Genomic DNA, 11,689 nt, shown 5'->3' with positions numbered 1-11,689 from the left:
AAGGAGTCCAGTATGAAAAGTACCACCTATGCGCTTATTGCTGTCGCCGCGATCGCGGCATTTGCCCTCCTGCGCGAACACTGGTCACATGTGGCAGGTTACTGGCCATATCTGTTATTGCTGGTCTGCCCGCTAATGCATCTTTTCCACGGCCACGGAGGGCATGGAGATCATCAACATCAAGGAAGTGAAAACGATAAAAAAAATTAATCCGGCAGACGGGGCCGCGTCGCGGCCCCGTTATCAGTCCAGGTATCGTTCGTAGTCTCTGGCATGCGCAAAGGCATGCTGTTCAAGTTTGTTATCAGCGGGTGCCGCTGCCCGGAACGCCAGTGAGTTAACAGGATTGTTATTGATGACCAGCTCGTAATGCAGATGAGGACCGGATGAACGTCCGCTGTTACCGGATAACGCAATAGCGTCTCCCCGGGTAACCCTGGCCCCTTTAGTAACGAGTATTTTATTGAGGTGGAGATAGCGAGTTTTAACACCGGCTTTTCCCGTTACTTCAACAAAATATCCCATGGTACTGTTGTATTCGGCCCGGGTGATTTTTCCGTCGATGACGCTGACTATTTTCGTGTTCATGGGCATGGAATAATCAATGCCATTATGGGGACTCACTTTTCCCGATACCGGGTTAAGTCTTGCAGGATTGAAAGGCGAACTGAGTCTTGCTGTGGCCGGTAACGGATAATCGAGACTGCCTTTCCCGGAAGTATCGGAAAGGTTATAGAACTTTTTATCTGATATACGATACGCCGTGTAATTAAATGAACCGGACGTAAATTTATAGGCCACGACACGTGATTTTCCCGCTTTCTTTTGCAGTACGAGTTTTAATGATTCATTTTTTTTCAAATGCCGCAGATTAAACCGGGAAGGCAAGGAGCGCTGAAGAGTAGCGATCTCGTTCGATTCCAGCCCCGAGCGGGTGGCTGAAAGGTAGGCATTTTCTTTTACGACATCGGTAGAATACATTTACTGGAATTCGCCGTTAGCATGAACACTGCGGCGTATGCTAGGGGTTTTCAGGAGGCGTGTCATCTGTCAGTTAATCGGGAGCACCGTTGATGGTCGTCATTTTTGTAACATATCTTGTTTCCCGTTTGCTCCTGAAGCTCTGGGAACTGTATGACCAGCCCGACGGTGATGATTAACGGGACTGAAACAGGTTACGGCAGAGCAATATGGGGCTCATGTCCTGCTACGTAACCCGTCAGTAAAGCCCTGCTGCGCACCTGACGCTAAGCACTAACCCGCCTGCAGTTACCTGGTCGAATACAGCCCGCGAAGCTTTCTTGCCTGCGTCTGATGTGCTTCCGCACCGGCATTATTGACCTGCTCATGCACGAGAGCGGCTTTTTCTCCGGCATTCAGTTCGTTAAAAGAAGAAGACGAGGTCTTTGAATTTGCATCACTGCCGGACAGCATTTTTTTATGTTCCTCAATCATTTTCTGATGCGCATAGGACGCGCTGTTGTTCATAAATGAATGAGCAACAATGGCCCTTTCATGTTCATTCATTTCAGAGAATGAGGGCGTGTTGTTTTTATTAACCCTGTCCGGTAAGTTTTCATGCGTCGAGGAATTCACATGACTGACGGCTGAGGCATTATTAACAAATCGATGTGCTTCATGGGCAATATCACTGGACTGAGCAAAAGCTGCCCCACAAAATAAAGCTGTAAACGCAGTGGTCGTGATTAATATATTCATGTGTAATTACCTTCTGAGGTACATAAAAGATGTCCTTATGATCATATATAAAAATAATCAACCTGTGGGGAAGATGACGTAAATGTAATACAGCTATGTACATTACACGATTGTAATGAATTTGTTTCTTAAGGTGTGCTAGATTCATTTCATTGTAGTGGATGAACCAGTAATTTAATTTAAATCGGTTCTCGAATTCTGTCAGTAACCATACTTTAAATAAGGGAATGCGCATGCTGTTGAAAACGTCTCGACGAACTTTCCTGAAGGGGTTAACCCTCTCTGGCGTAGCCGGAAGTCTTGGCGTATGGAGTTTCAATGCGCGTTCCAGTCTGAGCCTGCCAGTTGCCGCATCCCTGCAGGGTACTCAGTTTGACCTGACCATTGGTGAAACGGCCGTCAATATCACGGGCAGTGAGCGTCAGGCCAAAACAATCAATGGAGGCCTGCCGGGGCCCGTTCTTCGCTGGAAAGAAGGTGACACCATTACCCTGAAGGTCAAAAACCGTCTTAATGAACAGACGTCCATTCACTGGCACGGCATTATTCTTCCGGCCAATATGGATGGTGTTCCGGGGCTGAGTTTTATGGGCATAGAGCCTGATGATACCTACGTTTACACCTTTAAGGTTAAGCAGAACGGGACTTACTGGTACCACAGCCATTCCGGTCTGCAGGAACAGGAGGGGGTATACGGTGCCATTATCATCGATGCCAGGGAGCCAGAACCGTTTGCTTACGATCGTGAGCATGTGGTCATGTTGTCTGACTGGACCGATGAAAATCCTCACAGCCTGCTGAAAAAATTAAAAAAACAGTCGGATTACTACAATTTCAATAAACCAACCGTTGGCTCTTTTTTCCGCGACGTGAATACCAGGGGGCTGTCAGCCACCATTGCCGATCGGAAAATGTGGGCTGAAATGAAAATGAATCCGACTGACCTCGCGGATGTCAGTGGCTACACCTACACCTATCTCATGAACGGGCAGGCCCCGCTGAAAAACTGGACCGGACTGTTCCGTCCCGGTGAAAAGATACGCTTACGGTTTATCAACGGCTCGGCAATGACCTATTTCGATATCCGTATCCCCGGGCTGAAAATGACGGTCGTGGCTGCAGATGGCCAGTATGTAAACCCGGTTACCGTTGACGAATTCAGGATTGCCGTTGCCGAAACCTATGATGTCATTGTGGAGCCTCAGGGTGAGGCCTATACCATCTTCGCACAATCCATGGACAGGACCGGTTACGCTCGAGGGACACTGGCCACGAGAGAGGGGTTAAGTGCTGCCGTTCCCCCCCTCGATCCCCGTCCTCTGTTGACCATGGAAGACATGGGTATGGGGGGAATGGGACATGATATGGCAGGAATGGACCACAGCCAGATGGGAGGCATGGATAACAGCGGAGAGATGATGTCTATGGACGGTGCTGACCTTCCGGATAGCGGGACATCCTCCGCGCCCATGGATCACAGCAGCATGGCCGGTATGGATCATTCCCGGATGGCCGGAATGCCGGGTATGCAAAGTCATCCTGCGTCAGAAACGGATAACCCACTGGTTGATATGCAGGCGATGAGCGTCTCTCCGAAATTAAATGATCCGGGTATTGGTCTTCGAAATAACGGAAGAAAGGTTCTCACGTACGCGGATTTGAAAAGCCGCTTTGAGGATCCTGACGGACGTGAACCTGGCCGTACCATAGAACTGCATTTAACCGGCCACATGGAAAAGTTTGCCTGGTCATTTAACGGAATCAAGTTTTCAGATGCCGCACCGGTGCTGCTGAAATACGGTGAGCGGCTCAGGATCACGCTGATCAACGATACCATGATGACTCACCCCATTCACCTGCATGGTATGTGGAGCGATCTGGAAGATGAAAACGGTAATTTCATGGTTCGTAAACACACAATAGATGTTCCCCCTGGTACAAAACGCAGTTACAGAGTGACAGCAGATGCGCTTGGCCGCTGGGCGTATCACTGCCATTTGCTCTATCACATGGAAATGGGAATGTTTCGTGAAGTCCGGGTGGAGGAATGATGCGAATGAAGAGAAATTTGAAGGCCATACCTGTTCTGGTCGCCGGTTTGTTTACCTCACAGCTTTCTATTGCGGCGGGCTCCGTCTCTGCAGATCCCCACGCCGGGCACGACATGTCTGCCATGCAGATGCCAGCAGATGAGAATTTCACTGAGATGACGTCAATGGAGCCCATTGTAACTGAGAGCAGAACGCCAATTCCGCCTGTTACCGATGCCGACCGGAAGGCTGCATTCGGCAATTTACAGGGGCATGCGATTCACGACAGTGCGATTAATTATCTGGTTCTGCTGGATCAACTGGAATGGCAACGGTCGGATAACACCAACAATTTCAGCTGGAGTGTTAACAGCTGGATTGGAGGCGACACAGATCGGATTTGGCTAAAGAGTGAAGGTGAACGAAGCAATGGGGAAACGGAGGCGGCTGAAGCGCAGTTACTCTGGGGACATGCGGTTGGCCCATGGTGGGATTTGGTTGCGGGTGTCAGGCAGGATTTCAGACCTGCTTCTGCCCGGACCTGGGCTGCTGTCGGTTTTCAGGGGCTGGCACTCTATAATTTTGAGTCTGAAATTTCGGGTTTTGTCAGTAATGGCGGAAAAGCAGCCCTTCGTCTGGGAGGAGAATACGACGTTTTACTGACTAACCGGCTCATACTCCAGCCATCCTATGAGGTGAATTTCTACAGTCAGGATGATGAATCGCGGGGTCGCGGCAGGGGACTGACTGACACAGAGCTGGGGCTCCGGCTGCGCTATGAAATACGCCGTGAGTTTGCACCCTATATAGGCGTTTCCTGGAATCAACTTTACGGGAAAACATCCGATATGGCGAAAAGAGAAGGTGAGAAAGACCATCAGGTAGTATTCCTGGCGGGAGCCAGAATCTGGTTTTAACGCACTGATATAAAACACTCAACTAAACAGGTAAATAAAATGTCGATTTTAAATAAAGCCATTCTTACAGGTGGCCTCGTTATGGGCGTTGCTTTCTCTGCTATGGCCCATCCGGAATTAAAAAGCTCTGTGCCACAGGCTGATTCAGCCGTAGCGGCCCCGGAAAAGATTCAGCTTAATTTCTCGGAAAATCTGACCGTGAAATTCTCAGGTGCAAAATTAACGATGACGGGTATGAAAGGCATGTCATCACATTCTCCGATGCCGGTCGCGGCAAAAGTGGCGCCAGGCGCTGACCCTAAATCGATGGTCATTATTCCGCGAGAGCCTTTACCCGCTGGCACTTATCGTGTTGACTGGCGCGCGGTTTCTTCAGATACGCACCCTATTACCGGTAATTACACCTTTACAGTGAAGTAATATTATGAACGACCTGATTATGATTGTTATTCGTTTTCTTCTTTATCTGGATTTGATGGTAATATTTGGATTGCCATTTTTTCAGATATATGGAATAAGCGGTGTCAGACATGAAACCTATAACCTGACTAATTTCAGGTCGTTTATAACCTTTGCTGTTGTTACAGGCATCATTCTTACTGGCATTAATATGCTCCTGGTATCTAATGCCATGAGTGGAGTAACTGACCTCAGAGAATTATCCATCCATGTTATCGAGATGGTGATAGAAGAAACTGATGTGGGTATTAGCTGGATTGTCAGGCTCTGTGCCCTGTTTACCACACTCGGTGCTTTGTTCCTTTACACTAATAAGAGAGTATTGTCCTGCCTGCTGATGACGATGAGTGGGGGCGTGGCGCTGGCTACACTTGCCTGGGGAGGACACGCCGTTATGCATGACGGTCTGCATTACTATCTCCATTTACTGAGCGATCTGACCCATCTCGGCGCTGCAGGTGCCTGGACAGGTGCTCTGGTTGCATTTGCTATCCTGCTGATGCGCAGAAACGAGCATAATGCACAGAGCGTCATTGTGATATCTGACTCCCTGGCAAAATTTGCCACGGCAGGAACGGTGATTGTTGTAGCCCTGATCCTGAGTGCGCTGGTCAACTATCTGTATATTGCTGAGGGTAACTTAACTCCCTTATTCAACAGTTCCTGGGGGAGGATATTGCTTGCCAAGACGGCTCTGTTTGTTCTGATGCTTCTTCTGGCTGCAGCAAACCGGTTTCACCTGGGTCCCCGGCTTGAAGTTATGGTCAGGGAAGGGAATTATGATCGCAGCGTTGCCCTGATGCGAAACAGCATCCTGACAGAATTCGTTGTTGCGATTATCATTCTGGGCGCCGTAGCGTGGCTCGGAATGCTTGCTCCGTCTCAGGTCAGCTAGGGGACAGCCAAAGCTCATGCGTGAGATTTTTACTTTCATATCAGCGAGTTGACCATGCAGCGTATTTTAATCGTTGAAGACGAACAAAAAACAGGTCGTTACCTGCAGCAGGGACTGGTTGAGGAAGGCTATCAGGCCGATCTCTTTAATAATGGCCGCGATGGTCTCGGGGCCGCGTCGAAGGGACAGTATGATTTGATAATACTGGACGTGATGCTGCCTTTCCTCGACGGGTGGCAAATCATCAGCGCACTGAGGGAGTCCGGGCACGAAGAACCGGTCCTGTTTTTAACCGCAAAGGACAACGTGCGGGACAAAGTGAAAGGACTGGAGCTTGGCGCAGATGACTACCTGATTAAGCCCTTTGATTTTACGGAGCTGGTTGCACGTGTAAGAACCCTACTGCGCCGGGCACGCTCGCAGGCCGCAACAGTCTGCACCATCGCCGATATGACCGTTGATATGGTGCGCCGGACCGTGATCCGTTCGGGGAAGAAGATCCATCTCACCGGTAAAGAATACGTTCTGCTTGAGTTGCTGCTGCAACGCACCGGAGAAGTGTTACCCAGGAGTCTTATCTCGTCCCTGGTCTGGAACATGAATTTTGACAGTGATACGAATGTGATTGATGTCGCCGTGAGACGTCTGAGAAGTAAAATTGATGATGACTTTGAGCCAAAACTGATCCATACCGTTCGCGGTGCCGGATATGTCCTGGAGATCAGAGAAGAGTGAGGTTCAAAATTTCCCTGACCACACGCCTGAGCCTGATTTTTTCTGCGGTGATGCTTACGGTATGGTGGTTATCAAGTTTTATCCTGATTAGCACCCTTAATGGCTATTTCGATAATCAGGACCGCGATTTTCTGACAGGTAAACTTCAGCTCACCGAAGAGTTTCTTAAAACAGAGACGTTCAGGAACAAAACGGATATTAAGTCATTATCAGAAAAAATAAACGATGCGATGGTGGGGCACAATGGCTTATTCATTTCTATAAAAAACATGGAAAATGAAAAAATTGTTGAACTCTATGCCAAAAATTCTGTTGTTCCAGCGGTCCTGCTTAATAAGTCGGGTGATATTCTCGACTATATGATCCAGACGGAAGAAAATAACACCGTGTACCGCAGTATCTCGCGGCGGGTTGCCGTGACGCCGGAACAGGGTAAAAGCAAACATGTCATCATTACGGTTGCCACGGATACTGGGTATCACACCCTGTTTATGGACAAACTCAGTACCTGGCTGTTCTGGTTCAATATCGGTCTGGTCTTTATTTCTGTTTTTCTGGGCTGGCTGACCACACGTATTGGTCTGAAACCGCTACGGGAAATGACCAGTCTGGCTTCCTCCATGACCGTACACAGCCTGGATCAGCGTCTAAATCCCGATCTGGCTCCGCCGGAAATCTCTGAGACCATGCAGGAGTTCAATAATATGTTTGATCGCCTGGAGGGGGCATTCCGGAAACTGTCAGATTTCTCGTCTGACATCGCGCATGAGCTGCGCACACCAGTCAGTAATCTGATGATGCAGACGCAGTTTGCACTGGCTAAGGAAAGGGATGTTTCGCATTACCGCGAAATTTTATTCGCTAACCTGGAAGAACTGAAAAGGTTGTCACGAATGACCAGTGACATGCTTTTTCTGGCACGTTCAGAGCATGGTCTGCTGCGGCTGGATAAACATGATGTGGATCTGGCAGCCGAACTGAATGAATTACGTGAGTTGTTCGAGCCCCTGGCAGACGAAACAGGAAAGACAATCACGGTTGAAGGAGAGGGCGTTGTTGCCGGAGACAGCGATATGCTCCGACGTGCTTTCAGTAACCTGCTTTCCAATGCAATCAAGTATTCTCCCGATAACACCTGTACAGCGATACACCTTGAGCGTGACAGTGACTGTGTGAACGTGATGATTACGAATACGATATCCGGCCAGGTTCCCGCTAATCTGGAACGTTTGTTTGACCGGTTCTATCGCGCAGACTCATCAAGGTTCTACAACACGGAAGGCGCGGGGCTGGGATTATCAATTACAAGGTCGATCATTCATGCTCACGGCGGCGAGCTGTCAGCAGAACAGCAGGGGCGGGAAATTGTGTTCAGTGTGCGTCTGTTAATGGATTAATACCGTTATTCAGGAGAAACCCGGAAGGTGACAAAAATGTCATCGTTCAGTCACGCGATAAACAGAGGCGGTTTTTTATAATCAGCCATAAATCAGGACAGCGTGATAATTCAATCGCCCGGTTCCTAGCATGATGATCAACCAGCCCTGAGATCAAATGCTTTCTCTGTTATAAGCATTGATTGTTCGGGTATGAAAACACCGGAGACCCAACCATGAAAAAGATCCTTGTATCCTTTATTGCCATGATGGCTGTCGCTTCATCTGCCTGGGCTGCAGAGACAATGAACATGCATGACCAGGTAAATAATGCCCAGGCGCCTGCCCATCAGATGCAATCATCCGCTGAAAAAAGTGCAGTTCAGGGGGAGAGCATGAAAATGATGGATATGAGCGGTCACGATCAGGCCGCAATGTCCCATGAAATGATGCAAAACGGCAATTCTGCTGCCCATCAGGACATGGCTGAAATGCATAAAAAAATGATGAAATCCAAGCCAGCAGCTTCTAACGAAACAGCAAAATCATTTTCCGAAATGAACGAGCATGAGAAAGCCGCTGTTGTGCATGAGAAGGCGAATAATGGTCAATCTTCCGTTATTCATCAGCAGCAGGCTGAAAAGCATCGCAGCCAGATCACCCAGAATTAACCCGCAGCTCCACTTGTTAGACCCTCATTTGACGCCGAAGTCACTGGCTTACGCTCCCGTCCGGGAGCGTTTTTTTAACTCTCTCATAAATTTTCAACTGTCAAGGGAATGGCATTCATCTGACCAACGGGTGATGCTGCCAACTTACTGATTTAGTGTATGATGGTGTTTTTGAGGTGCTCCAGTGGCTTCTGTTTCTATCAGCTGTCCCTCCTGTTCAGCTACTGACGGGGTGGTGCGTAACGGCAAAAGCACTGCCGGACATCAGCGCTATCTCTGCTCTCACTGCCGTAAAACATGGCAACTGCAGTTCACTTACACCGCTTCTCAACCCGGTACGCACCAGAAAATCATTGATATGGCCATGAATGGCGTTGGATGCCGGGCAACCGCCCGCATTATGGGCGTTGGCCTCAACACGATTTTCCGCCATTTAAAAAACTCAGGCCGCAGTCGGTAACCTCGCGCATACAGCCGGGCAGTGACGTCATCGTCTGCGCGGAAATGGACGAACAGTGGGGATACGTCGGGGCTAAATCGCGCCAGCGCTGGCTGTTTTACGCGTATGACAGGCTCCGGAAGACGGTTGTTGCGCACGTATTCGGTGAACGCACTATGGCGACGCTGGGGCGTCTTATGAGCCTGCTGTCACCCTTTGACGTGGTGATATGGATGACGGATGGCTGGCCGCTGTATGAATCCCGCCTGAAGGGAAAGCTGCACGTAATCAGCAAGCGATATACGCAGCGAATTGAGCGGCATAACCTGAATCTGAGGCAGCACCTGGCACGGCTGGGACGGAAGTCGCTGTCGTTCTCAAAATCGGTGGAGCTGCATGACAAAGTCATCGGGCATTATGGAAGGTGCGAACAAGTTCCTGATATGAGATCATCATATTCATCCGGAGCGCATCCCAGAGGGACATCATGAGCCATCAACTCACCTTCGCCGATAGTGAATTCAGCACTAAGCGCCGTCAGACCCGAAAAGAGATTTTCCTCTCCCGCATGGAGCAGATTCTGCCATGGCAGAATATGACCGCTGTCATCGAGCCGTTTTATCCCAAGGCGGGCAATGGCCGACGGCCCTATCCGCTGGAGACCATGCTGCGTATTCACTGCATGCAGCATTGGTACAACCTGAGCGACGGTGCCATGGAAGATGCCCTGTACGAAATCGCCTCCATGCGCCTGTTTGCCCGATTATCCCTGGATAGCGCCCTGCCGGATCGCACCACCATCATGAATTTCCGCCACCTGCTCGAGCAGCATCAACTGGCCCGTCAATTGTTCAAGACCATCAATCGCTGGCTGGCCGAAGCAGGCGTCATGATGACCCAAGGCACTTTGGTGGATGCCACCATCATTGAGGCACCCAGCTCTACCAAGAACAAAGAGCAGCAACGCGATCCGGAGATGCATCAGACCAAGAAAGGCAATCAGTGGCACTTTGGCATGAAGGCCCACATTGGTGTCGATGCCAAGAGTGGCCTGACCCACAGCCTAGTCACCACCGCGGCCAACGAGCATGACCTCAATCAGCTGGGTAATCTGCTTCATGGAGAGGAGCAATTTGTCTCAGCCGATGCCGGCTACCAAGGAGCGCCACAGCGCGAGGAGCTGGCCGAGGTGGATGTGGACTGGCTGATCGCCGAGCGTCCCGGCAGGGTAAAAACCTTGAAGCAGCATCCGCGCAAGAACAAAACGGCCATCAACATCGAATACATGAAAGCCAGCATCCGTGCCAGGGGGGAGCACCCGTTTCGCATCATCAAGCGGCAGTTCGGCTTCGTGAAAGCCAGATACAAGGGGCTGCTGAAAAACGATAACCAACTGGCGATGTTATTCACCCTGGCCAACCTGTTTCGGGTGGACCAAATGATACGTCAGTGGGAGAGATCTCAGTAAAAACCGGAAATAACGCCAGAAATGGTGGAAAAAATAGCCTAAATAGGCTGATTCGATGTGTTTGCGGGAAAAAAATCGGCCCAGATCCGCGAAATTTTAATCAGCGAGTCAGCTTGGGAAGAAATGACCTGCTTATTCGCACCTTCCTTAGTTAGGATATAAGTCAGCGAAAATGTATAAATAATCTTAGCCGTAGGCTAGGGACTGTTATTAAAAAAAGTTAATGACAATATTGTGCCAGTTCGTCAGTTGACATGTTCACTATTTGCTCTGAAAATAGACAGGCTTACTTGTTGCTACATGCAACCAGCTAATGCTCCGGCAGTCTGAGAGGAGCGCCTTCGGGTGACTAGCAGCTAACGTTTCACCGGTCTGAGAGAAACACCTTCGGGTGACCGGAAAATCCTCGCAGCCTGAGAGAGGATACCTTCGGGTGGTAAATCCGTTTAACCTCTGGAAACGGATATCGCTGAACAGTGATTGAGGTCATTTCAACTTATCAGACAGTCAGAATGTTGTTTTTTCTGACTCCCCGACGGGAAACACTTCCCGGTCGGGCAGGTGTTTCCTTTTTTTATGGAGAAACACCATGTCTGTCATCTCTTTTGCGGTTTTCCCTGAACATCTCCTTACTCAGCTTCAGCAGTCTGCTGACGCAGCTGTCCGGAGATTGAAATCTTTCATTTATCTGCATCGCAACAGCAGCTGGTATGTCAACGGTTCGGGCAATTATGCCGTCCGTGCGCACATCACTTCTGTCAAAGACCAGGGCGTTAACGTCTTTCTTACCGTTCGTACAGGTTGCCACCGCGCCGAGTATGTTTTTCACCGCCTGCCGGTTTCCTTTCCTGAGGGAATAACAGGTCGTCGAAACGCATACCGCCATGCTTGCCGTCAGGCACAGCATCTGGCACACCTGCGCTACCGTTTTCTTTCCGGAGGGCATTCTCATGACTGAAGCACTGCACGATGTCACTTTC

13 protein-coding genes are annotated in these 11,689 nt (G+C 49.5%); 11 read left to right on the top strand and 2 right to left on the bottom strand.

The window, feature by feature from the left end:
- The first annotated feature begins 12 nt into the window (after positions 1–12).
- Positions 13–210 carry a DUF2933 domain-containing protein gene (locus WLO31_RS18680; RefSeq protein WP_000843497.1) on the top strand — a complete coding sequence of 66 codons (198 nt, stop codon included), beginning with the start codon at positions 13–15 and terminating at the stop codon, positions 208–210.
- A gap of 33 nt (positions 211–243) precedes the next feature.
- Here WLO31_RS18680 and WLO31_RS18675 read toward each other — a convergent pair whose 3' ends face one another.
- Entirely contained in the window at positions 244–981 is a 738-nt protein-coding gene (locus WLO31_RS18675) for a peptidoglycan DD-metalloendopeptidase family protein (protein ID WP_004118669.1), read from the bottom strand.
- A 288-nt stretch (positions 982–1,269) separates the two neighbouring features.
- Positions 1,270–1,719 carry a copper resistance protein gene (locus WLO31_RS18670; RefSeq protein WP_001023257.1) on the bottom strand — a complete coding sequence of 150 codons (450 nt, stop codon included), beginning with the start codon at positions 1,717–1,719 and terminating at the stop codon, positions 1,270–1,272.
- Positions 1,720–1,952: 233 nt separating this feature from the next.
- On the opposite strand from WLO31_RS18670, the gene pcoA reads away from it, so the two are divergent.
- The 10 genes from pcoA to WLO31_RS18620 all read left to right on the top strand — a co-directional run bounded on the left by pcoA (position 1,953) and on the right by WLO31_RS18620 (position 11,667).
- Positions 1,953–3,770, top strand: a complete 1,818-nt coding sequence (gene pcoA, locus WLO31_RS18665) for a multicopper oxidase PcoA (protein ID WP_000925242.1) — start codon at positions 1,953–1,955, stop codon at positions 3,768–3,770.
- 5 nt (positions 3,771–3,775) lie between these two features.
- A complete protein-coding gene (gene pcoB / locus WLO31_RS18660; RefSeq protein WP_006785895.1) occupies positions 3,776–4,666 on the top strand; it encodes a copper resistance outer membrane transporter PcoB in 891 nt (296 codons plus the stop codon).
- Between the two features lie 39 nt (positions 4,667–4,705).
- Complete coding sequence (gene pcoC / locus WLO31_RS18655) at positions 4,706–5,086, top strand: copper resistance system metallochaperone PcoC (RefSeq protein ID WP_000025662.1); 381 nt, start codon at positions 4,706–4,708, stop codon at positions 5,084–5,086.
- Between the two features lie 55 nt (positions 5,087–5,141).
- A complete protein-coding gene (gene pcoD, locus WLO31_RS18650; RefSeq protein WP_229692861.1) occupies positions 5,142–6,020 on the top strand; it encodes a copper resistance inner membrane protein PcoD in 879 nt (292 codons plus the stop codon).
- A gap of 54 nt (positions 6,021–6,074) precedes the next feature.
- A complete protein-coding gene (pcoR, locus tag WLO31_RS18645; RefSeq protein WP_001188930.1) occupies positions 6,075–6,755 on the top strand; it encodes a copper response regulator transcription factor PcoR in 681 nt (226 codons plus the stop codon).
- Positions 6,752–8,152 (top strand): copper resistance membrane spanning protein PcoS, encoded by a 1,401-nt coding sequence (pcoS, locus tag WLO31_RS18640; RefSeq protein WP_006785898.1) that lies wholly within the window; start codon positions 6,752–6,754, stop codon positions 8,150–8,152. The genes pcoR and pcoS overlap by 4 nt, the downstream gene beginning before the upstream one ends.
- 215 nt (positions 8,153–8,367) lie before the next feature.
- Positions 8,368–8,802, top strand: a complete 435-nt coding sequence (gene pcoE, locus WLO31_RS18635; RefSeq protein WP_004388336.1) for a copper resistance system metallochaperone PcoE — start codon at positions 8,368–8,370, stop codon at positions 8,800–8,802.
- A gap of 184 nt (positions 8,803–8,986) precedes the next feature.
- A protein-coding gene (locus WLO31_RS18630) for an IS1-like element IS1B family transposase (protein ID WP_223151193.1) occupies positions 8,987–9,732 on the top strand; the annotation gives its coding sequence in 2 pieces (ribosomal slippage) (positions 8,987–9,236 and positions 9,236–9,732; 747 coding nt in all).
- A complete protein-coding gene (locus WLO31_RS18625; RefSeq protein WP_020899206.1) occupies positions 9,729–10,709 on the top strand; it encodes an IS5-like element ISKpn26 family transposase in 981 nt (326 codons plus the stop codon). The genes WLO31_RS18630 and WLO31_RS18625 overlap by 4 nt, the downstream gene beginning before the upstream one ends.
- A gap of 589 nt (positions 10,710–11,298) precedes the next feature.
- Complete coding sequence (locus tag WLO31_RS18620) at positions 11,299–11,667, top strand: hypothetical protein (protein WP_154283625.1); 369 nt, start codon at positions 11,299–11,301, stop codon at positions 11,665–11,667.
- The last annotated feature ends 22 nt before the right edge of the window (positions 11,668–11,689 follow it).

The organism is Dryocola sharpae (assembly GCF_051307055.1).
Lineage (GTDB): Bacteria > Pseudomonadota > Gammaproteobacteria > Enterobacterales > Enterobacteriaceae > Dryocola.
The sequence above is the reverse complement of the archived record's forward strand: the minus strand, read 5'-3'. Positions and strand labels throughout refer to the sequence as shown.